Below are 23,584 nucleotides of genomic sequence, written 5' to 3'. Positions count from 1 at the left end.
ACATATTTTTTCGCCACTAACCTTATTTATTGCGACGTTCTTTTACCAAATTAATGAAAAAGTCTACTGTAGCCGGATCTTGATGGCTGAAGAATAAGCTTGTCTTCGTATCTAACGATTGAATGCGCGCCATATCATCGGCAGACAATTCAAAATTCATCACATCAAAGTTTTCTGCCATACGTTCCGGTTTAACGCTCTTCGTCAAGCAAACGATACCGCGTTGTACCTGCCAACGAATCATAACCTGAGCCGTAGATTTATTGTATTTTTTAGCAATATCCATCAAAACAGAATTTGTGAAAATATTATTGCGGCCTTCGGCAAACGATGCCCAAGATTCTAACTGTACATTGTTTTTAATCATATTTTCCTGTGCTTCGATTTGCTGATTAAACGGATGTGTTTCCACCTGATTTACCTGCGGTTTAATTTCCGTGAATGCCACAATATCGCTTAAACGATCCGGATAGAAATTACTTACACCGATAGCTCTTACCTTACCTTCGCGGTATGCATCTTCAAGAGCACGATACGCGCCGTAGTAATCACTGAATGGCTGATGTAATAAGAATAAATCGACATAATCAGTTTTTAATTTTCTCAAAGATTCATCAATGGATGCCTTGGCTTTTTCATAACCATAATTATCAATCCAGATTTTAGTAGTTAAGAAAATTTCTTCACGCGGAATCCCGCTTTCTGCAATTGCTTCCCCAACTTCTGCTTCATTGAAATAGGATTGTGCCGTATCGATGTGACGATAACCGACCTTCAACGCTTCAAGCACTGCCTGTTTTGTTTCAGCTTCCGGAATTTGGTAAACCCCAAAGCCTAAAATCGGCATCTTCACACCATTATTTAAAATAACTTCTTTTTCATTGTAATTATTCATAGTCATAATATCGCTCCTTTTGTTAAAAGTACTTGCGTTCAAGAACAACTTCGTAAACGCTTCTACGTAACTTACATGTGTAAGTATATAGAAACTTATCGTTAAAGTACAATAGTAGTTATCCATAGCAGTATACGGTATTGTTATACTGAAAGACGAAGCCCGGCTGTGGCCTTGCATTTAATAAATAAAAAGAAAGAGCGTTACCATCCTGCTTGCTCCTGGGTGCCGCAGGCACAAAAGTCACTGCACAGGATGGTAACGCTCTTTTTGAGTTTTATCTTATTTAGAGCCCAGGGCCACATCAAGGGCTTCGCCGTTTCACATAACGGCTAGAGAGGAATGGGACTGGGTGCCACGGGCACAAAAGGGCCCTGACCATCCTGTGTAGCGACTTTTGTGCAGAATGCACCCAGGAGCAAACAGGATGGCCAGGACCCTTTATTCAATTAGTAGAGCTAAGCCACATAAAGGGCTTACGCCTCAACGGCTCTAGTTAATAATTCTTCTAACATACGCGGATCATAATGGCTCATAAACACGGTTGTATCTCTATCGATGGTCTTAATGGCCGCCATGTCTTCTTCGGTAAGGCTAAAATCAAATACGTCGAGGTTTTGCGCCATCCGTTTAGGGCTGGAGCTCTTGGCAAGGCATACAATGCCGCGCTGTAACTGCCAACGAATCATGATTTGTGCCGTAGATTTGTTATATTTTTTACCGATTTCTTCTAAGATTGGATTGGTAAAAATACCATCTTTACCGCGCGCAAAGGCGGCCCAAGATTCCGTCTGAACGCCATGCGCTTCCATATTGGCACGGGCAAATTCCTGCTGGAAGTACGGATGGATTTCTATCTGATCAACCTGTGGCTTAATTTCGTTGAAAGCAATGAGGTCGTTTAAACGATCCGGATAGAAGTTGCTTACTCCGATAGCACGCAATTTACCGGCTTTATACGCTTCTTCCAACGCACGATAGGCCCCATAATAATCATTATATGGCTGATGAAGGAGCATGAGGTCAAGATAGTCAAGGTTCATACGTTTTAAAGCATCGTCAATGGCTGCTTTGGCTTTTTCATAACCATAGTTATTAAACCAAATCTTCGTTGTTACGAAAACTTCATCACGAGGTACGGACGTGGCATTCACGGCTTCACCCACTTCATTTTCGTTACCATATAAGCGCGCCGTATCAATGTGGCGATAGCCCGCATCAAGCGCGTCCAAAACGGCCTGTTTCGTGTCTTCATTCGGAATTAAATAAGTCCCAAAGGCAAGAATCGGCATTTTCACGCCATTATTTAGGATTACATGATCTTTTACGTTATTCGTTTCCATATGCTCTCACTCCTATACATCCGAATCGATCTATTATTTAGATTTATTATTTAGATCTATTATTTAGAACTATTCTTAGCTTAATAAACCTATTCTAAGCTTAATGGACTTATTCTCAGCTTAATAGACCTAATCTTAGCTTAATAGAACGATTCTTAGCTTAATAAAACTAGCCACCATTTTTTATAACAATAAAGGCTATCTAATTTTTACAATTAAATAGCCCCCATTATCACATTATTTCCCCTGGAAATTAGGACGACGGCGTTCTGCAAAGGCACGCACACCTTCTTTGAAGTCTTCCGAGAAGCCCAAGGTTGTTTGTAAATGTACTTCCAATTTAGCATATTCATCCCAACCACTGAATACACTGGCCCACATCATTTCTTTCATAGCTTTGAAGGATAATTCAGGCCCTTTAGCTAAACGAGTGCAAAGACGGTCGGTTGTTTTTACTAATAATTCCGGTTCACACACTTTATATACAAAACCGTATTCTTTCGCTTTTTCAGCAGTTACCGCTTCACCGGTCATGGCGAGCTGCATAGCGCGGTTCATACCGATAGCACGGGTCAATAAGAACATACCGCCCGCATCAGGTGCAAGACCTACATTAACAAAGGCCTGGATAAAACGGCTGTTGGTAGAGGCAATACAGATATCGGCAGCCAATACCATATTAAACGCGGCGCCGGCTACGGCTCCGTCCGTACTCATAACAACGGGTTTGGACATTTTTTTCATAGCAAATGAAATTTGCATAACCAGTTCAGCGATGGCTACTAACGACTGCTGGTCGTTCTCTTCAACGGCGCGTTTCATTTCCGACAAATCGCCACCGACAGAGAATACCTTACCTACCGCATTGATTAAGAGCACCCGTGCTTCCGGATCTGCTTCAGTGCGCTCAATGGCATCAAGGATTTCATTACACATAGGAATGTTAAATCCGTTCTGCACTTCCGGACGATTAAAGGTAATTGTTGCAATTTTGTTAGTTACTGAATACAAAATATTGGTATATTCCATTGATTACTCCATTTCTAATACTCGGAAACAAAAGCCTTCCTTATATTACCTAAATTACAGGATTCTAAAAAAGTGCCCTCTCAAACTTTATCTTCTACTTTGTTATTAGTATACCGAATTTCTTCGATAATGAAAAGAGGCGGTTTAAGGCTTTATCTTTTAACTTCCGAATTTATAATAGTTAGCCATGGCTATGTATACTAACCTTCATTACCTTATTTTAAAACTCTATTTAAAACTTTATTTTAAAACTTTTTCTTTCATAGCCTGAATCAGCGCTTCATCGGGACGACCATTCCCATACATTAACGCCATGCCGATAAATACGGCGCCGCCGATAATATTACCCAAGCTGACCGGCAACAGATTGTTAATAAAGAACGATCCCCAACCGAGTTGTGCCAAGGCCTCCGGTGTAACTCCCAATGCCGTGGCCTGTACCACGTAAGACGGATCGGAAGCGGCCAAAATACCGGATGGAATATAATACATGTTAGCCACACTATGTTCAAAACCGGACACGATAAACATAAATATAGGTAAATAAATTGCCAGAATCTTACCGGACGTTGATGTGGTGCTGAAGCTGAGCCAGACGGCTAAACATACGAGCCAGTTACAAAGTATTCCCAATGCCAATGCTTGACCGAATGTAAGCGTCACTTTGCCGACCGCCAGTTTAATCGTCATACCGCCCACCAGATTGGCACCACTATGCCACAGTCCGGACTGGCTTAACAACCACGCGATGCACAGCGAACCCAATAAATTGGCCATAAATACAATCACCCAATTACGCAATAAACGGTATAGGGAAACGCGCCCACATAGCCAGGCATTAGTAATCAATACATTCCCGGTGAACAACTCAGTCCCCGCCATCAAGACGAAAACCAGGCCACCCCCAAAAATCAGACCCGCTACTACTTTACCTAAACCGTACCAGGCGGGCAATGCTAATAAATTAAAAGCCCCCATCGTTGACGCCTGCGAAGCAAACGCAATAAAGGCTCCGCCTAAAAAGCCCAGAATCAACAAGGTACGAAAGGACGAATTCGCCTTTTTCTCCCCTATGGCCAAAGCGAGGGCCGTTGTTTCTACAGGTTTCAACAATTTTGGATCATTCATAAAAAATCGCCTCCCAATAACTGACTGCTATATGCATGCTGCTACATATGCACTGATATATGCATACTGCTACATATACACTATTACATATACACTGCTATTTTATAATGACCACTTAGTCATTACGGCTGACCGATAAAAGCTACCTACTTTTATCAAATATTTACGAACTTTTGTAAAATGAGCCTATGTGACTCCACACGCTGAACCTCTGACATGATTTATCTTTTTAATTGTAGCATAAAACACGATATTTGTGTTGTACTAAATTCAAACGTCCTTTGCCCTTAGCTCTATTACAATTCTTTTACAAATACTTTACCGCCTTTTTTCTGTATCTTTTTTTAGCCCTTTGATAGGATAAAGAGAGCAGAAGTTCATTTTTATTTGATACATTAGGAGGTATTTTCATGAACGGAAAGCAGCATTTACGTAAAATGGTATTTTTTGCTTTAGCAGGTGCCTTAGCGTTCGGTCTTAGTACGCCCGCAGTCCAAGCAGCAGCTCCTGCAGTGAGTGTAGTTTCTCAAGCAAACTTACCTGCCACGGCTGTGACAAGTAACGCAATTAAAGTAATGCCTATTAACCAGGCAAAATTCTGGCAGGGTCAACGTTTTGACTTTGAAGTGGAATTGCCGCTTACTACTACAGAAGTAGCAGTAACAATCAACGGTGAAGACGCTACTAAAGTTTTCAAACAAGACGCAACAATCACCCAATACGCCGACCATATTTCCTATCGTATTAACGATGTGTCCTTCAAAGACACCGGCGACAAACGCGTTAACGTAGTTGCTAACACAGCTCAAGGCGCAATCAGAAAAATGGCTAACTACAAAGTAGTTAACGAAAAAGCTCAAAAGAAAGCTAAAAACGTTATCCTCTTCGTTGGCGACGGCATGAGCATGCAAGCTAAAGAAGTAGCTCGTATTCTTTCCAAAGGCATGAGCGACGGTAAATTCAACGACGTTTTGGCTATGGAAAAAATGCCTCACATGGCTCTTATCACTACTTCCGGTTATGACTCCATCGTAACGGACTCCGCCAACAGTGCTTCCGCTTACAACACCGGTAACAAATCCGTAGTTAACGCTATGGGCGTGTATGAAAACAGCACTCCGGACCCAATGGATGATCCAAAAGTAGAAAATATCTCTGAAATCATTTCCCGTGCGAAAGATATGTCCTACGGCATGGTAACAACTGCGGCTGTAACTGACGCAACTCCGGCTGCCGTAACGGCCCATACTCGTCGTCGCGGCGAACAGAACTTCATCGCAATGGACTTCTTAAATCGTAAAAACCCACCGGCTGTTGTATTGGGCGGTGGTTCCCAGTTTTTCTTGCCATTGGAAACTCCTGGTTCCAAACGTAAAGACAATGTGAACGTAATCCAAGAGTTCAAAAACAAAGGCTACCAATTTGCCGGTAACAAAACTGAACTTGCTCAAACTACAGCTGACAAACCAATCCTCGGTTTATTCACCCTTAACACAATGAACGTTTACATGGATCGCGAATTCTTACCTGAAAATCCATCCGTGCTTAAAGGTTTCAACGATCAACCTGGTCTTTTGGATATGACTAAAAAAGCCGTTGACGTATTAGAAAAGAACCCTAACGGTTTCTTCCTTATGTCTGAAGCCGGCTCCATTGACAAACAATTACATACAATGGATTGGCAACGTGCGGCTTATGACGCTATCGAATTCGACCAGACTATCCAATGGGCTCAAGAATACTCCAAAGCTCATGGCGACAACACTTTGATTATCGTAGTAGCTGACCATGCTCACGGTATCAGTATTACCGGTACTTACAGCGAACAAGATGGCAAAGTAGGTCGTGAAGCAGTTCGTGTATACGGTGATGCAGGCTGGCCTACATTCATCGACGCTAACCGCGACGGCTTCCCTGATAACCCTGATGCTGACGTAACCTTAGCTGTTCAATACGCTAATGCTCCGGATCATTATGAAAACTATCGTTTCCAAAATGAACCAACAAGCCCAGCTACAGCCGGCAAAGACGGTCTTGTAATCGCTAACCCTAAACGTGCTCCACAAGGCGCTCGCTTAGTACAAGGCAACTTACCTACAACTACCGGTGAAACCAGCGAAGTTCACTCCGCTGACGACGTAGTACTCATGGCTCAAGGCCCTGGTTCCGAATACTTCCACGGCGTTATGGACAACACTGAAGTATTCTTCGGTATCCTCCGTGCCCTTGGCGTTGACGGCAACAAAGATAACAACAAATAATTTTTTACAAGGATGTGACTAGGAACAATGATGCAATTAAAACAGTGGCTACGCCCTTTAATACTTGGCCTCGTAGTACAGCTTGCAGTTGTCATGGTGCCCAACACGGCTTTGGCGGCTTGGCTGAATTTTGAAGACATGTATGCAGGCGCAACTTCAGAAGGGCTTATTCTATCGGATAGCTTATTGTCATTAAATGGGCAAAATGTAACGATGCAAGGTTATATGGCTCCACCGTTAAAACCGACCATCAACTTCTTTGTGCTCACGGAAACACCTATGGCCATCTGTCCCTTCTGCTCAACTGATGCAGATTGGCCTAGTGATATTGTAGTCGTTTATATGGACGATTCCGTAACGGCTTTGCCTTATGACCAGGACATTACCGTATCGGGACAATTGGAAGTAGGCAGCTATGTAGATGGTGAAACAGGCTTTGTAAGTCTTGTTCGCCTCCGTGGTGCTGAGGTTTATTAATATGTTGACGATTCAAAATCTGACCCGTCAATTTCCTGACGGCGACACCTTGATTACCGTATTGAACTTGCCTTCCTTTGAAGCACCGACCGGTAGTCAATGGTGTTTGACCGGCGTTAGCGGCAGTGGCAAATCCACCTTACTCCAGTGCATAGCCGGACTCCTACAACCGACTACCGGCACGATTCAGGCGGATGATGTCAGTTTGACCGAAATCAACGCAAAAGAACTCGATCATTGGCGCGGTCAACAAGTTGGTTATATTTTTCAAGACTTCAATCTGCTCAGTTTTTTAACAGCCGAAGAAAACATTATAAACGGTGCCTTCTTTGCCAATCGTTTTACGCACAAAGAGATGACCGATGAAGCAGTGAAACTCATGGACATCATGGGTCTTACCAATCTCCGTCACAAAAAGCCGACCCAATTGAGCAAAGGTGAGCAACAACGCGTGGCTATTGCCCGGGCGCTTATAAAAAAACCTTCCCTACTGTTAGCCGACGAACCGACAGCCAGTCTTGATGCCGCCAACAGTGCCATCGTTATCGACTTATTGCGCAACTACAGCACGGAAGCTAATGCCACCTTACTGATTGCCAGTCACGAAACGACTGTTATTTCTCAATTTACTAATCAATTACACTTAACAAAGCGAGGTTCTCATGATTCGTAAAATAGCCTGGCAGCAGCTTTGGTCCAAACCGCTGACCACGTCGCTCCTGCTTCTCGTCATGGCGCTCGCGGTAGCCTTAAGTGTATTGGTAGTTTCCTTGGGTAGCGGACTGCAGCGTGGACTCATCGCCGCGACCGAACCCTTTACCCTACTCGTAGGCTCTCCCGGAAGCAGCCAACAGTTTGTACTTAATACCGTCTTTTTACAAGACAAACCCCTTTCCAATATCAGTTACCAAGAAGTTACTCAATTACGCGCCAATACTAAACTTGTAAAACAGGCCATACCTTTAGCTTTTGGCGATAGTGTAAAAGGGTTTCGCTTAGTTGGTACCGAGCCTGAAATTTTTGCCGTACGAGCCGATAATACTAAACCGGAATGGCTGCGCCTCTCATCGGGCCGTCCGTTCCAAACCCCTTTTGAAGCCGTTATCGGCCAAGATGTGGCAAAACAATTAGGCCTGGCTCTAGGTGATACCTTCTACTCCACACATGGTACTTTGGCAAAAGGTAAAGAGCATCAAGAAGAAAAATTTACGGTTGTCGGTATATTAGCCGATACCGGCGGCCCTTATAATCAAGCCGTTTTGACACCTATCGAAAGCATTTGGGAGCTCCATGCTCACGGTCATAAACAAAACCGAGTACAAGGACAACTCCCGACCGCCGCTCAAGCTCAAGCCCAAGAGCAAGTGCAAGTGCAAGACCAAGATCACCCTCACGACCTTTCTGAAAAAGGCGATGTGACGGCTATCATGGTAGAACCGGTAGGTTTCGGACAAGCCTATACCCTAGCGGCCCAATATGTCAAACGTAAAGATGCTCAACTCGTATTCCCCGCCCAAGTCATTACCCAACTCTTCAACCTCATGGGGCGTGGTGAAAAAGTATGGCAACCTATCGGTTACTTATTAATCGGGCTTGCCATGGCCGTTGTTTTGGTAACTGCTTATTTGGCAACGGTGAATCGACTCCGCGATTACGCCATCTTAAAAGCGCTCGGCGCAACACAAAAGCAACTGTACAGTATTTTGATACAGCAAACGGCCTATGTAATAGGTCTTGGCGCAGTCTTTGGCTGGCTCATGGGCTTTGGCGCCTACCTCGGCCTGGCCTATGCCTTACACACCAGTTCAGCCATTATCATGCCGCTGGCCATCTCCTCAGCGTCTTTGCAACTCACCCTCCTTTGCATAGTCGTCGGTCTGGCGGTAAGCCTCTTGCCGGTGTACGCATTCCACCGGAAGGCAAAACAATTACATGATATAATGAATTAACACACGTTTTACACAATCTCACCTACGCATAAAGGGATATATCACGAAGAACTACCCACTCTTCGCTGATATATCCCTTTTGTATTACACGCTAGGTTTGTATTGCACTTTAGCTTTTTTACTGAGTTATATGAGATTCTTACTCCACATAGCCTATTAGAGTCTAACCTATAAGCAGCGTCTTATTTAACAACTACAAAAGCACCGCTGCCAACGAGTTCTGCCAAGTTCGGTAAAACTAGGGCTTCATAGGTTTCGGGTGCCTGAGTCATGGTAAATACAACCTGACGATCATTGCGAACCAAACCTTCAAACAAACGGAGCACCCCTTTTTGTACCGATTCATCCGCTTCACGTACTACATAATCAAACTCGCTGATTAAAAGCATATCGATGCGCACAAATTCTTCCATGAAGTCGGCCACATAACCGTAAGTTACGCTGTCGGTATACGCTTCCACCAAACCTTGACCGGTAAATTCTTTAATTACTAGATTTGGCGTAACGTCCAAAGATTCGCGCTTTACGATTTCGCCGACGTTTTCCATTTTGGCAACCGTCCCTACTACTACAAGCGGATTATGCGCATCAGCACCCAATGCTGCCGCTACGGTATCAAAAGTATGACGCGCATCAGCTTTTACAATGGTATCGGTTTTCTTTAAAATATCGGTATTAATTGTTTCTGTCATGCTATATCTCCTTATAAACTTTTATCCTTATATTTTTATTAAATCTATTTGTGAACTATATTCAATATTTTCACTATTATATATTATAGCAGAAAATGGCTAATCTTTATAAGAAAAAATAGTTATCCTGTTTCTGTCATAAAATCAAAAATTTTTTACAAAGTTTTTTGTACCTGATAAATACATCTCATCAGAACAGAAAAATCGGCAACCGAATACTCGGTTGCCGATAAGTCCTCATACCTATCTACTACATTGTTAATAACATATGAGAAGTAGAGTAACAATCTGCTGATTGAATTCTTTAACGATGAGCAAATATGTCGGACTCTCCCCAGTCCTTAATTGACACTACTTAACTTTGGATGCCAAAGCAGCCGCTTCAGTACGTTTACGAATTGCGTCAATCAAAGGCTTAACTTCCAAAAATTCTGCATCCGTCAAACGGAATGTACGACCTTTGCGGTCGAATAATGATTTTTTGCGACCTGCGCCCGCGCGTTTGCCGCCCCACTTGTTAGTTTTCATAACGATCCTCCCTTGGGAAATGCGTAACACTGCCATGCAAAAAAATAACTATTCTTCTCTGTTTCTAGTATATACTATTCAAGCGACAAAATTCAATATTTTATTTCATGTATACCTTAAACTTTTTCAAATTGTTTACATCTTTCAAAACTATAAATCAAATTTCTTGTTTATACGGCGTATTTTATCAAAATAAGCCGTATGGAGTATTCGAAAAAATAAATTATTTTTAATTATGTCTGATTTCTTAAGTATCATAATTTTAATTTATAAAAATTTGATGCACCAAAGTGAAAGGTATTAATAAAAATTTTTAAAACAAATTATTCTATTACCGCTCGGCAAGCATTAACCACCGTTCCGTTTTGGCATCTAATTTTGCCGCCGCATCGGCACGTTCTGCCATAGTCTTTTCCATGGCTTCGTAATCGCCGCCCGCTTGATTAAGCATGGCATCATAAGCTTTTAACAGGCCTTCCAACTCGGAAATATCCAGTTCTAATTGAGCAAGCTCCGCCTGCTCTGCCTTTGTAAGTGGTTTAGACGCCGTAGGAGCCGTTTTTGCCGCAATTGAGGTATCATTAGTCTCATCAGAAGCAAGCGCACCCTTAGAAGCGATTTTATCGCTTTTTAGCTCATTTTTAGCATCCCCTACTATGGTTTGCGCAGCACCTGTCTGCTGCTCTACTACACCGCTATTTAATTTACCGCCCGCCAAAACACCAATGCCACTGTCCGCTTCCATTTCATCCAACATATCACGATATTCCGAATACGCCCCATGGACGATTTCAATTTGACCGTTCCCTTTAAATACGAATAATTTATCTACGACGCGATCTAAAAAGTAACGATCATGGCAAACGGTAATTACAATACCGCTAAAAGAGTCCAAGAAGTCTTCCAACACTTCCAGCGTCGGTATATCCAAATCATTGGTCGGTTCATCCAATAAGAGCACATTAGGGGCACTCATGAGGAGTTTTAACAAGTACAGGCGGCGCTTTTCACCGCCCGATAGTTTGCGAATCGGTACACCATGGAGTTCCGGGGTAAATAGGAAACGTTCCAAAATTTGACCGGCACTCAACGTACTGCCATCGGCCAACACCATGTAACGATGATCTTCCCGAATATAGTCCAATACACGCTGGTCTTCATCAAATACCGGTAATTCTTGCGTAAAATGCGCTATACGGACCGTTTCACCACGGCCGAGGGTTCCTGCATCCGGTTCGAATTTACCGTCCAATAAGCCCATAAATGTGGATTTGCCGATGCCATTCGGTCCTACGATACCGATGCGGTCATGACGAACCACATGATAGGTAAAATCTTTCACAATCGGAATATCACCGCGACTGAAGGTTAAGTGTTCAATATCAAAAATAGTCTTTCCCAAACGGCTTTTAAGGGCAATCGGATCCAAGGTGTCGGCACGACGTGCCACATCCTGGGCTTTTAATGTTTCATAACGCTGTAAACGGGCTTTTTGCTTTGTCGAACGCGCTTGAGCCCCACGGCGTACCCAAGCCAGTTCTCGTTTTAAGAACTGATGTCGTTTTACCGCCGTCGCCGCTTCCCGTTCTTCCCGGTCCGCCTTCAAGGTTAAAAACGTCTCATAGGTCCCTTCATAGCTATAAAAATGACGGTCCGAAAGTTCTAAAATTTCATCGCTCAAGGCATCCAAGAAATAGCGGTCATGGGTACTGATTACGAGGCCCCCTTTACGGCCTAAAAGATATTTTTCAAGCCATTCGATGCTGGCTTCATCCAAATGGTTAGTCGGTTCGTCAAGAAGCAATAAATCACTGGGATATAACAGGGCCTGCCCCAACGCCAAACGCCGGCGCTGACCGCCGCTTAGTTCTTTAGCGGGCCGCATCAAATCGACGAAACCCAATTTAGTTAAAATCGTGCGGGCCTGTTGCTCAACCTGCCAACCCCCTTCCGTATCCATGCGGCTCAATAGTTTTAAATGCTCCGAGCTGCCCGGCTTCTGTTGATCCATGCGTTCGTATTCACGGACTAATTTTAAAACCGGATGATCTGCTAAAAATATATTTTCCAATAAGGATGCGTCTTCGTCAAATTCCGGTGCTTGCGGCAAATAATAAACCGATGCCTTACCATTGCGCAAAATAGTGCCTTTTTCCGGTTCAATAAGACCTGCCAACATGCGCATGAAGGTTGACTTACCGGTGCCGTTAACGCCAATTAAACCGATGCGTTTATTATCGGTAAAGGTCATATTGGCATCTTCAAATAATCGCCGTGTGCCGTACGATTGACTTACGTCCTGTAATGTTAACACGTTCATAATCTATTCAATCCTTTTTCTTGATGATTGTTATCCATTTAAATTCATTTAATACGTTATTTTTATTATACCGCAAAGCAACTCCTTTACCAAACCACGGCTATATATTTCAAAACCACACGATTCCGTTCACAGCTTACTGCCGCTTATTTCAATCATGAAAAACAATAATGATTACCATTATTGACAAGTAACTAATTATAAGTCATGATGAGGATAATATGAATGTCATCTGCGTTTTAGTCATTCATAACAGGTATTTTGGTATTTTTTGGTTTTTTATAAGGAGTGTGTTCTATGATTCGTAGTAAATTGCTTAAAGCCACCGCCTCATTATGCGCCGCCGCTCTTTTGACTACCGCTGCGGTAAGTGTAACCTCTGCTCACGGACTTTGGGTAGGTCCGCGTCTCGATCAATTACAACTTGTGCTCGGCGAAGGACCGGAAGATAATGCTTATCAGCCAAGCATGGTTAAATCTTTAACCGGTTATACGAAAGATTATCAGCAAGTTGCTATTCCACAACAAAATTTTACCGACCATGTGACCATCTCGCCAAGTGAAAATACGAGCGTAGCCGTTATTATCTTCGATTACGGCTATTGGAGCGTAGATAGTCAGAAAAAGGTTCACAACGCTCCTATGAAAGATGTACCGGGCGCTATTAAAGGAACCCATGCCATTAAGTACAGCATCAACTACTTAAACAAGGTAGGTACTCCGAAAGCCATTCCGAATATTCCGTACCAAATCGTGCCGTTGGTAGACCCGACACAACTCAATGTAGGCGATATTTTGCCGGTACAAGTATTGCATGAAGGTCGCCCGATGCCGAATGTAGAAATTATTCCGGATTTAATTAATCATCACACAGTTGTTGAAAAAACGGATGTGGACGGCAAAGCGTACTTACCGGTTCGCAACGGCAGCGTGAATGTTATCGGCGTTGAACTCGCCTTCCCGTATCCTCAATCTGACGGCCTCGCTACGCAGGATAAAATTTTCACAAGCTTAAGCTTTACACTCCATCCACAAGAAGATTAATCTAACTTAATATTATTTTGCTTTTTCATTTTATAATCGCCTAACTAAAAAGCTATCCATTATTGCCGTTAGTTGCAATAATGGATAGCTTTTTCATTGCTTGGCATATATCAATCTGCAGCCTTTACCGGCCAGCATCGATTAAGTCAAACTTTTAATTAAAGGCTATCGTCATAACGAGCCATATTTTCTTGTCGAATATCTTTCAATACTGCAAGCAATTCGTCCGTATCTTCTACGCGAGCAAATAATTCACCAAAGTATTCAGAATCTTCTACTGTCACACTCCACTGAAACGAATCCATATCATCATATAGGTTAAAAATAATCGGTTCATTCAACGAAGTCGGCACACCGCCATCTTCATCGGTAATCGTGGCATAATCACCATCATCATCAATTTGATAAAACAATGTTTCCCGATCGTCAATTTCAACTAATTCAAAACCTAAATTCTCATAAAACGATTCCAGCGCGTCGCCGTCCATACGAATCCTCCTTTAATACAAAACCCCATTCCCTTTCGGGATGTTTAGTCCATTGTACAAAAAATTCTAAAGCTTCGCAAGAGAGTTTTTAACATCCCCAATAGACGTATTCACATCACCGGCAGGCTTTTTACGTTCATCTAACAAACACTGAACTGCTCTGACAATATTAGCTGCCCCATCCAACTTCCAATGCAATTCTTCCCTCGACATCTTATGCAATCGTTCCGGATTAGACAATAAGCCGGTTACTACATCGTGTAAATTATGAATATCGCGCACCCAACGAGCAAAACCTTGTTGTTCGAAAAAAGCGGCATTACCTTCTTCTTGCCCCGGAATGGCACTGAAGAAAACCATCGGTACGCCAACCGTAACGGCTTCCATACAGGTCAAACCTCCCGGTTTGGTAACCAACATGGCCGCTTCCCGCATCAATTTGGCAACTTCCAAAGTATAGCCATATATCGTCGTAGGCGTGCGCAAATTTTTACGCATACTCATGAGACCTTCGTAAAGATCCGCATTGCGACCGGTAATAACAATGAGCTCATCAATACCGGACACTTCATCTAAATGCTGTAGCGCCGATTCCACGCAACCGAGTCCGAGTCCACCGCCCATAATGAGGACCTTTACCGGATAAGTATGCTTATACTCGGTTAAGCGATGCTCATAAAATGTACGACGTACGGGAATCCCCGTGATTGTAATTTTATCGGCCGGAATACCGGCTTTACATAATTCATCTACCATCGAGGTAGTACCTACAAAATAGGCATCAATTTGTTTGTACACCCAGAATTGATGCACCTGAAAATCAGTAATTACAGCTACCAAGGGTACATCAATTAAATGCTGGCGTTTTAAAATACAAGCCGCCCCACAGGGAAAAGGATGAGTAAAAATAATAATATCCGGCTTTTCCCGATTAATCAGTTTTAACATACGACGTTTCAACATCCATGACAACGCCGTCTGTGCGGTGCTGCCTTTTTTATCCCCTTGCGACATACGATAAATAACATCGTACATCATAGGGAATACGTCAATCATCTTAATATAAGTTTCTTTAATCAAGTTGTCAAAAGAAAAACTGTTCGTATTTAAAAAATCTACATGGGTAATAATGGCATCAGGATTTTTCTGTGCCCAATACTCTTCAATGGCTCGGGCTGCTTGCGTATGACCCGTTCCGATTGAAGCTGATACTATGAGTATTCTGTCTGGCTTGCTCATAAATGTCTCCTTCCCTGTTCTTCAATTATAACATATTTTTCGAATTAGAAACGGGAAAGAACTTGTTTTTTGCATAAAAAAAGAGACCCCCTTATTGCCGATTGGCAACCGTAACAGCCGTCTTAACGACGCTGTCATCATGGGCGGTCTCTTCTAAAACCGGGCAAATTATTTTTTGCGAGGTTTAACTTTAGTTTGTACGTTTACTAATTCTTTTAACTGTTTACCAGCTTTGAATGCAGGGGATTTGGAAGCTGCAATTGTAATAGCTTTACCAGTCTGTGGGTTGCGGCCTTCACGAGCGGAACGTTCGCGAACTTCAAAAGTACCGAAACCGATAACTTGAACTTTTTCGCCTTTTGCTAATTCTTCAGCTACTGTGTCGAACACAGCTTTAACTGCTTTTTCAGCATCCTTTTTAGTTAATTCGGCTTTCTGAGCAACACTTGCGATTAATTCTGTTTTATTCATGACAGAACCTCCTTAAAAAATAGAATGTATCCATTCATTGTAACTTGTAAGAGTATATCACGCCTTACGAATCATTTCAATGAATGTTTTTGTTCAGACACTTTAGCCGATTCCCAAAATAAGTCCAATTCTTCTAATGAAAAGTCCTTCCACGATTTTCCACTGTCTTTAACACAGCGTTCTACATGGGCAAAACGTTGGCGGAACTTATTGTTGGTGCGGTTTAGTGCATTTTCACCGCCTATTTTATACCATCTTAGAAGATTAATCAAGGAAAAAAGCACGTCCCCGCCCTCTAATTCTGCATTTTCATAGTCTTTTTCGGCGATGGCCTCCTTAAATTCGGCAATTTCTTCTTCAAATTTGGCCCACACCGGAGGCTCAGTATCCCAGTCAAAACCTACCTTCGCGGCCTTTTCTTGTAGTTTTTGAGCCCCCAATAAAGCCGGTAGGCCCTTCGAGATGCCGCCAAGCAATGTTTTTTTATCATGACCCGGTTCTTGTGCCTTCAAAGCCTCCCAATTTAGCTGGGTTGAAGCTAATTCTTTCGATGTAGCTTTGGCAAAAACATGGGGATGACGGCGAATCATTTTAGCCGTTATATCGTCAATAATATCTTGGACGGTAAAAAGCCCCTGCTCTTCCGCCAGTCTTGCATGGAATACAATTTGCAATAAAACGTCGCCCAACTCTTCGCGAAGATTGGCCATATCTTGATTGTCGATGGCTTCAAGAACTTCATATACTTCTTCCAAAAGATAACGGCGCAAGGTACTATGCGTTTGCAAACGATCCCAAGGGCAGCCGTCCGGCGCTCTTAAAGCCGCTACCACGTCAATCAGAGGCTGTAAGGTAAATTCATACCCATCTTCAGTTTCCGCCCCTTCCAGGCTCGTTAAATCGATTTTAGAGGCATTCCCTGAAGTCCTAACAGTATCTTCAGCCGAGCGACGAAGCAATACCCAAGTCAGGGATTCACCCATGTCTGCTTCCAGTTTCGTCATATAGGAGGCGCCTGCCGTGCTTAAATCACTCACCGGCAACCCTTTGCCAAGTGAATTATTTTCACTAAGCGCAACACCATATAAATCAACGTGACTATTGGCACCGAAACGTTTTTTCAAAACATCAGTAAGATTCATCAACGCTGTTTCATCATTTACTAAATCAGTGACTAACAAAGTGCCTGTTAAATCAAAGGGTGTTTCCTCAATTTGATCGGCACCCACAATAAACAGTCCCTGAGCCACATCTATATTCAATTTAACCAATAAAGGCCCGATATTTGCTGTATTCATACAATCTCCTTTTCTGCTTCTCCGTTTCTATGTACCATAGCCGCTCTTCTATCAGTCTTTATGAGAACGTTTTTTCAAACGCTTCCCGATGACCGGCATGGCTTGCCATTCATCGTCTTTGACAGCTTTTGTAATCAGAAGCCCCGCTCCATAAATGACGATAGCCACTATAATAGCACCAAAAACCGCAAAATTGCCGCCCAGAAGCGGTTCAAAGAAGGAATAGGTCATTACGGTCGCACCGCCCATGGCAAAAGCGGCTAAGGAGATTTTACTCAATTCGAGCCAAGGTACCTGATACTTGATGTAGCGGCGCACAAAAATCATATTTAATAATGCGGCCAAACCAAAGTCAATATTCGTGGACCAAGCGGCCCCGTTAATCCCCCATTCCGGCAAGGCCGTCAAATACCAGCTAAGCGGAATTTTAATGAGCGTACTGATGAACAGATTCACCATAGGAATCGCCGTATGGCCGAGGCCTTGTAAAATCCCTGTGCTCACTTGCTGTACGCCTAAGAGGAAAATACTGAGACTCATAACCGCAATGGGGCCACCCGCATTCGGTGTGGCATAAAGAAGTTCTGAAATTGGCGTAGCCAACACATAAAGCCCCACAAACGCAGGCACCGTAATCAAGGTGGTTATTTTAAGCGCCACATGGCTGCGATTCTGAATTTCCCCCATGTCTTTTTTGGAAAAAGCCTCAGAAATAGCCGGCACAAGGCTGGCTGCCAAGGACGTGGTCAAAATAATCGGCAAGTTCACCAGCGAGGTAGCCATACCCGTCAAATAGCCGAATAAAGTGGTCGCTTCGCGAACGGAATAGCCCGCATCAATAAGGCGTTGCGGTACAACGCCTAAATCAATGCCCGACACGATGGGCATCATAATGTTGGCCATGGAAACGGGAATGGCCAAAACAAACAAACGCTTCATGATTTGCCATGAGCTTTCCGGAATGATGTCCGTCGCTTGCTCCGCTAATAGTTTTCTCCGTAAATGACGTTGCCGTCGGTAAAAATAAAGGAGTACCAATACGCCCCCTACAACGCCCGGAAAGGTCGCGAGCGTAGCCCCAGCCGCTGCCATTGGCAGTCCATAAGGCAAGAGGAATAGGGCAAAACCTACCATACAAGCAACGCGTAAAGATTGTTCCACAACCTGCGACGCCCCGGTTGGCAGCATGTCCTGAAACCCTTGGAAATAGCCGCGCAAGCAGCTCAAAATCGTCACTACCACAATTGCCGGCGCCAAGGCCATAAGCGCAAAGCTGCTGCGTGGATCTGTAAGCCATTCCGACTCAACCAGCCACGGTACCGCCAGAAACAGTGCCACGCTAAAAAAAGCACCTAAGGCAAATAAAACCGTAGCGGATACTCTAAAGATTTTTGACGCGCCGCGTACGTCTTTATAGGCCAGTTTATCGGCAATCATAATCGATATAGCTACCGGTAAACCCGCTGTAGCCAGGCTGACAATAATCTGGTAAATGGGATAGGCCATTTGATACAGCCCAATCCCTTCTCCGCCTAGAATGCGTGCCAACAGCACCTTGCTGAAAGCACCGATAATTTTCACAATTATGCCCGCTAAGGTAAGAATCATAGCCCCTTTTAAAAATCGATTCATACGGTTCCTCCTAAAGCTTACTGAGATTGTAAAGCAGGGTCACGTTTTTCCAATTCCCCCATTAAAACCTCAACTGTGGTCAATACGGAAGTACCCTCTTCAATCGGGCTGTAACGTAACACATTATTTTTATCTATTTTAACATGTTGCCAAACCTTTGTCGCTACTAAGCCGGGATCCCAGCCGGCCATCTTTTCCAAGTCCGCCCAGTGAATGATTAAAACGCCTTCACGAATGACCATGCTCTTAATGCCGATGGCTCTGGCTCGTTCTTTAATGCGCGCCAATTTCAAAAGTCGTTCCACCGGCGGCGTCGGCGAACCGAATCGGTCAATCAATTCATCGGTAAATTCGTCAAAATCTTCCAGTTTGCGAATCTGCAACAAACGCTGATAAATGGTAATCTTCCGGGCCGTATCACTGATATAGGCCTCATCAATGAAGGCGTCGATGCCAAGGTCGATGACCGGATCCACTTCCACCGTTTTAGTAACCGTTTTATGCTGAGCTTTGGCAATTGCTTCTTCAAGCATAGAACAGTACAAGGCAAAACCGACTGATGCAATGTTACCATGCTGCTGTGAGCCCAGTAAGTTGCCGGCGCCACGAATTTCGAGGTCACGCATAGCCAGTTTAAAGCCGGCTCCCAGTTCAGTGAATTCTTCAATCGCTTTCAAACGTTTTTCCGCCGTTTCGCTGAGCATTTTATCGGGACGATACAAGAAGTACGCATAGGCACGACGACGGGAACGACCTACACGGCCCCGCATCTGATATAACTGAGATAGACCCAAACGGTCCGCATCGTACACGATAATCGTATTGGCATTCGGAATATCGAGCCCCGTTTCAATGATGCTGGTACAGAGCAATAAATCATAATGGCCTTCATAAAAGTCAACCATAATGGCTTCCATTTCACTGCCTGCCATCTGACCGTGAGCAATGGCAAAGCGTAAATCCGGCATAGCCGCTTCCAAAAGTTCGCCCATATGCTCAATGGAGGCTACACGGTTATACACGAAATAGACCTGCCCACCGCGCTGAATTTCGCGGCGAATGGCTTCGGCAATGAGCTTCATGTCATATTCCACCACATAGGTCTGCACCGGTAAACGGTCTTCCGGTGGTGTGTTGATAACACTCATTTCACGCACCCCTACAAGAGACATGTGGAGGGTTCGCGGAATCGGGGTGGCACTCAACGTCAAAACGTCAATATTATTGGCCCAGCTCTTCCACTTTTCCTTCTGCGCTACACCGAAACGTTGTTCTTCATCCACAACGAGGAGCCCCAAATCTTTGAAAGCTACTTTTTTATTTAATAACGCATGGGTTCCTATTAAGACATCCACCGATTTATCGGCAACCCGTTTAATAATATCGCGCTTTTCACCGGCGGAGCGGAAACGGTTCAACACTTCAACGCGTACCCCAAAGGCGCCCAAACGGTCGGTAAAGGTCTGAAAATGTTGTTGTGCCAATACAGTTGTCGGTACTAAGACGGCTACTTGTTTACCGCTTTTTACCGCTTTAAAAATAGCGCGCATAGCCACTTCCGTTTTACCAAAACCAACGTCACCGCAAAGCAATCGGTCCATCGGATGCGGCAGCTCCATAGAGGCTTTAATTTCTTGAGACGCCTGCAATTGATCTTCCGTTTCTTCATACGGAAAGGCTTCTTCAAATTCCATCTGGAAGGTATCGTCCGGCTCAAAGGCAAAGCCATCCACAACCTCACGCTGCGCATAGAGTTCTACCAGCTTTTCTGCTAAATCGTCAATGGATTTTTGTGCTTTTTGACGAACTTTGCCCCACTCACGGCCGCCCATCTTATGAATTTTAGGCACATCACCTTCATTGCCGATATATTTCTGTAATTGATCTAAATTGTCGGCCGGCAAAAATAACTTGTCCGTGCCTGCATAGGCAATTTCAATGTAATCCTTATGAATACCTTCTGTTTCAATCGTTTTGAGCCCTATATACTTCCCAATACCGTGCAAAGCATGGACTACATAATCGCCCGGCGTTAAATCGGTAAAGTAAGTAATTTCCTGCCCTTTTGGCACTTTTTTACGAAGCTTTCGTTTTTGTTGGCCAAAAATATTGCCTTCCGTAACTACCACCAGGTTACAAAGCGGTAATTCAAAACCTTCCGATAAAAGCCCGCTTACAATGAGAACAGCCTCTTTAGTTGCTTTCAATTCGCCGCTCACTTCATAGGCAATATTCGCTTCGCTGAGGGCTCGTTCTAAACCTTCGCGACGCTGCAAATTGTTCATAACGAGCACTACTTGACGCCCCTGGGTTAGCCACACATCTATTTCATCGATTAAAAGCGGCATTTGACGCTCAAAGGACATCATGGACTTACTCTGAAGCCCAATGCTGTCAAAACCGGCTAAACCGGACACGCGCTGCTGTAAGAAGTTAAATGCAATTTCACTTTTAACTGCATTAGTCCCCATAAACTCCGACCAGGTAAAATGCTGCTGACGATGCACGGCGTCTTCTTTTAAAAAGCCTTTTAAGGCATCTTGCAAGCGATTCGGTTCATCGTACAAGAGCAGAGCGTTTTTGCCATAACTCAATAAAGAGCCTTCTTCCGAAGTATCGTTCAAGTGGAACGGCATAACCGTCATATGTTTGACGGACTCGATTGAGCGCTGCGTGTCGATGGCAAAGGTACGAATAGTATCGATTTCATCGTCAAAGAACTCAACACGATACGGATTATCGCTATTTACCGGGAATACGTCGATAATGTCGCCGCGCACGCTAAAATAACCACGTTGTTCCACCTGGTCTGTTCGTTCATAGCCTAAGGTTACCAATTTCTCGAGCATAATTTCACGCTCAACAATGTCACCGGTGGCTAAATGTATAACACTTTCTTTTAATTCTTCCGGCGTTAAAATACGTTGGGTTGCCTCATCGATTGTGGCGATAACTACAACCGGTTCATCGTGTAATAAAGCACCTAATGCTCGCATCTGCAGCCCCTGATTTTCCAGACTGCGCGCCGCCGTAATAAATGTGACTTTTTCAGTAATAGGAAATGGCATTACGTCCACATCCGGCAAAAAGAATGCCAAATCGCGCTCCCATTGTTCTTTATGGTTCTTATCATGCACCAATACAATGGTAGGCCGCTGCTCTATCGCCTTCATAGCAGTGCTATAAATGAACGGCTTTTGAGAGCCTCCAAGCCCTGATATTACATGCTTTCCTTTTTTACCAAAAAGTCCTTCCGCCTCTTTATAGGCAGGGTATTTATATAATAATTCCTGTAATGTTTCCATTGGATTTTCTATTACCTTCTTCTTTTTACGCTCATATAGCAACGACAAAACGGGCTTTAGCAACGCCAAAGCCCCTTGTAATTACAAAGTATATATTTAGTGTACCATAGGAGTCATTCAACATCAATACGGAAAGGGCTTTATTAGCCCCGTCACATCAGCAAAAATATTAATATTGTACAATTCATTCCCCTCTAGTTTGTGCTATTTTTTATTTATCTATTGACGATATGGCTCCCGATATGATAATATATCTTTGTTGCGGGAGTGGCGGAATTGGCAGACGCACCAGACTTAGGATCTGGCGCCTTCGGGCGTGGGGGTTCAAGTCCCTTCTCCCGCACCAGTTAAGACCTTTAAGCCCTTAAGGGCTTTTTTTATTGCCTGAAATTTGAATTATACTGTCTATAAGAGTGATGTAATCATCGCTCTTTTTATTTTGCCCATACACTGCTACTTCTACTTCCAATTATCCATACATTACTACTTCTACTTATCCACACATTGCTAATGCCACTTATCAAATCATATATAAAAAGGTCAAAGGCTCTACAAAATACCCATCACAGTATTTTGTAGAGCCTTTGATTAGGAGATGATGAAAATGTACGCCCATACATTATCATGACAATATATTAACACTTGCGTGATAATACCAAATATCCATAGCCATGACCGGTACGGGTGTTACATGCATCATCGAATTAGGCAATAAAAAAGCCTTTTCCGACGCATGCGAAAAAGGATATATGATTCTCCTCCCTATCGCTCGTAGGTCAAATGGTGAATGATGAATAGGCAGTTCTCCTGACTTAGCTTCACCGCTCCTCTCGCCTTCCCAGTGTTACCCAGTGACTTAAATGAGATTCGCTCAGCCTTACAGTGACGGGATCGTGTCGGACTTACACCGACTTCTCTATTATGCATTTCTGCACCTATTCCCAACTATGTATTTTATTTATTTGATACTTTCTATACACGTATAGTAACATGATTTTTATACATTGTCAATAAACAATTGTTTCCATTTTTCATTATTTCGTAAAAAGCCAAAAACTTGCTGAAATGTCGCACATTTACTACGTTATATCAATTGTTGTTGAATTAAAATATTGTACGAAAGCCTCTAATTACTTCTATCATATGTATGATAGAGTCAAGCATAAAAAACATTGACTGTTGAATACGATGCTTTAGACTTTTTAACAGATGCAGCTGTGGTAAGCCGTATGGCCATGGCTTATGAATAGACATAATCTATGGAGAATACGAAAAAGGAGTTAGGTTGAGGTATGGAATAAAGTTTATCTAAAGGTCCACCGCATTGCTTTGCTTGCTACGGTAGAGAGAGTTAGTAACACAGGGAACTATGCGCCTGTTCAGCGACTACCTATCATTCGTACGCGGTCTCGCTATATATGCTTCCCGTTCGGATGCTGTGGATTTCTCTTCGAGAAATCTTACGCCCCGAACTACGCGATTCGC

At 43.4% G+C, this 23,584-nt stretch carries 18 protein-coding genes, 1 tRNA gene and 1 riboswitch; of the genes, 6 read left to right on the top strand and 13 right to left on the bottom strand.

Going from position 1 to position 23,584, the window contains the following annotated elements:
• Positions 1 to 22 precede the first annotated feature (22 nt).
• From EO124_RS09160 to EO124_RS09145, 4 genes are all read right to left on the bottom strand, one after another.
• Positions 23 to 901: an aldo/keto reductase gene (locus tag EO124_RS09160; protein WP_241230701.1), complete on the bottom strand. Its 879-nt coding sequence runs from the start codon at positions 899 to 901 to the stop codon at positions 23 to 25.
• Between the two features lie 470 nt (positions 902 to 1,371).
• A complete protein-coding gene (locus EO124_RS09155) occupies positions 1,372 to 2,238 on the bottom strand; it encodes an aldo/keto reductase (protein ID WP_164726608.1) in 867 nt (288 codons plus the stop codon).
• Positions 2,239 to 2,475: 237 nt separating this feature from the next.
• Positions 2,476 to 3,267: a trans-2-decenoyl-ACP isomerase gene (gene fabM / locus EO124_RS09150; protein WP_021841566.1), complete on the bottom strand. Its 792-nt coding sequence runs from the start codon at positions 3,265 to 3,267 to the stop codon at positions 2,476 to 2,478.
• Between the two features lie 240 nt (positions 3,268 to 3,507).
• Positions 3,508 to 4,395 carry a formate/nitrite transporter family protein gene (locus tag EO124_RS09145; protein WP_127059275.1) on the bottom strand — a complete coding sequence of 296 codons (888 nt, stop codon included), beginning with the start codon at positions 4,393 to 4,395 and terminating at the stop codon, positions 3,508 to 3,510.
• A 410-nt stretch (positions 4,396 to 4,805) separates the two neighbouring features.
• On the opposite strand from EO124_RS09145, the gene EO124_RS09140 reads away from it, so the two are divergent.
• Genes EO124_RS09140 through EO124_RS09125 form a run of 4 tightly spaced genes read left to right on the top strand, consistent with a single transcriptional unit; the run spans position 4,806 to position 9,082 of the window.
• Positions 4,806 to 6,656 (top strand): alkaline phosphatase, encoded by a 1,851-nt coding sequence (locus EO124_RS09140; protein ID WP_127059274.1) that lies wholly within the window; start codon positions 4,806 to 4,808, stop codon positions 6,654 to 6,656.
• A 27-nt stretch (positions 6,657 to 6,683) separates the two neighbouring features.
• Complete coding sequence (locus EO124_RS09135) at positions 6,684 to 7,133, top strand: hypothetical protein (protein WP_226974119.1); 450 nt, start codon at positions 6,684 to 6,686, stop codon at positions 7,131 to 7,133.
• Between the two features lies 1 nt (position 7,134).
• Positions 7,135 to 7,806 (top strand): ABC transporter ATP-binding protein, encoded by a 672-nt coding sequence (locus EO124_RS09130; RefSeq protein WP_127059273.1) that lies wholly within the window; start codon positions 7,135 to 7,137, stop codon positions 7,804 to 7,806.
• The gene (locus EO124_RS09125; protein WP_127059272.1) at positions 7,796 to 9,082 is read left to right on the top strand and encodes an ABC transporter permease; all 1,287 of its coding nucleotides are present in this window, start codon (positions 7,796 to 7,798) and stop codon (positions 9,080 to 9,082) included. The genes EO124_RS09130 and EO124_RS09125 overlap by 11 nt, the downstream gene beginning before the upstream one ends.
• A gap of 182 nt (positions 9,083 to 9,264) precedes the next feature.
• Here EO124_RS09125 and EO124_RS09120 read toward each other — a convergent pair whose 3' ends face one another.
• The 3 genes from EO124_RS09120 to EO124_RS09115 form a co-directional block, all read right to left on the bottom strand.
• Positions 9,265 to 9,774 (bottom strand): DnaA ATPase domain-containing protein, encoded by a 510-nt coding sequence (locus EO124_RS09120; RefSeq protein ID WP_127059271.1) that lies wholly within the window; start codon positions 9,772 to 9,774, stop codon positions 9,265 to 9,267.
• Positions 9,775 to 10,125: 351 nt separating this feature from the next.
• Entirely contained in the window at positions 10,126 to 10,302 is a 177-nt protein-coding gene (locus EO124_RS10235; protein WP_021841559.1) for a hypothetical protein, read from the bottom strand.
• A 331-nt stretch (positions 10,303 to 10,633) separates the two neighbouring features.
• Positions 10,634 to 12,622, bottom strand: a complete 1,989-nt coding sequence (locus tag EO124_RS09115; RefSeq protein ID WP_127059270.1) for an ABC-F family ATP-binding cassette domain-containing protein — start codon at positions 12,620 to 12,622, stop codon at positions 10,634 to 10,636.
• 297 nt (positions 12,623 to 12,919) lie between these two features.
• Here EO124_RS09115 and EO124_RS09110 point away from each other — a divergent pair, with 297 nt between their 5' ends.
• On the top strand, positions 12,920 to 13,666 hold the full coding sequence (locus EO124_RS09110) for a DUF4198 domain-containing protein (protein ID WP_127059269.1): 747 nt from the start codon (positions 12,920 to 12,922) through the stop codon (positions 13,664 to 13,666).
• A 158-nt stretch (positions 13,667 to 13,824) separates the two neighbouring features.
• On the opposite strand, the gene EO124_RS09105 is transcribed toward EO124_RS09110, so the two are convergent.
• From EO124_RS09105 to mfd, 6 genes are all read right to left on the bottom strand, one after another.
• A complete protein-coding gene (locus tag EO124_RS09105; protein ID WP_021841556.1) occupies positions 13,825 to 14,154 on the bottom strand; it encodes a hypothetical protein in 330 nt (109 codons plus the stop codon).
• A gap of 66 nt (positions 14,155 to 14,220) precedes the next feature.
• Positions 14,221 to 15,393 carry an MGDG synthase family glycosyltransferase gene (locus tag EO124_RS09100; RefSeq protein ID WP_127059268.1) on the bottom strand — a complete coding sequence of 391 codons (1,173 nt, stop codon included), beginning with the start codon at positions 15,391 to 15,393 and terminating at the stop codon, positions 14,221 to 14,223.
• 168 nt (positions 15,394 to 15,561) lie between these two features.
• Positions 15,562 to 15,864: a non-specific DNA-binding protein Hbs gene (hbs, locus tag EO124_RS09095; RefSeq protein ID WP_006556485.1), complete on the bottom strand. Its 303-nt coding sequence runs from the start codon at positions 15,862 to 15,864 to the stop codon at positions 15,562 to 15,564.
• Between the two features lie 71 nt (positions 15,865 to 15,935).
• A complete protein-coding gene (gene mazG, locus EO124_RS09090) occupies positions 15,936 to 17,162 on the bottom strand; it encodes a nucleoside triphosphate pyrophosphohydrolase (RefSeq protein WP_241230700.1) in 1,227 nt (408 codons plus the stop codon).
• Between the two features lie 51 nt (positions 17,163 to 17,213).
• Positions 17,214 to 18,794 (bottom strand): putative polysaccharide biosynthesis protein, encoded by a 1,581-nt coding sequence (locus EO124_RS09085; protein ID WP_127059267.1) that lies wholly within the window; start codon positions 18,792 to 18,794, stop codon positions 17,214 to 17,216.
• Positions 18,795 to 18,811: 17 nt separating this feature from the next.
• On the bottom strand, positions 18,812 to 22,099 hold the full coding sequence (gene mfd / locus EO124_RS09080) for a transcription-repair coupling factor (protein ID WP_127059266.1): 3,288 nt from the start codon (positions 22,097 to 22,099) through the stop codon (positions 18,812 to 18,814).
• A 261-nt stretch (positions 22,100 to 22,360) separates the two neighbouring features.
• Here mfd and EO124_RS09075 point away from each other — a divergent pair.
• Positions 22,361 to 22,445 (top strand) — tRNA-Leu (locus EO124_RS09075).
• 434 nt (positions 22,446 to 22,879) lie between these two features.
• Positions 22,880 to 23,053, bottom strand: a riboswitch (cobalamin riboswitch).
• Positions 23,054 to 23,584: the final 531 nt, after the last annotated feature.

The organism is Veillonella ratti (assembly GCF_003992115.1).
Taxonomy (GTDB): domain Bacteria; phylum Bacillota; class Negativicutes; order Veillonellales; family Veillonellaceae; genus Veillonella_A; species Veillonella_A ratti.
This window is presented reverse-complemented; position numbering and strand designations above follow the sequence as displayed.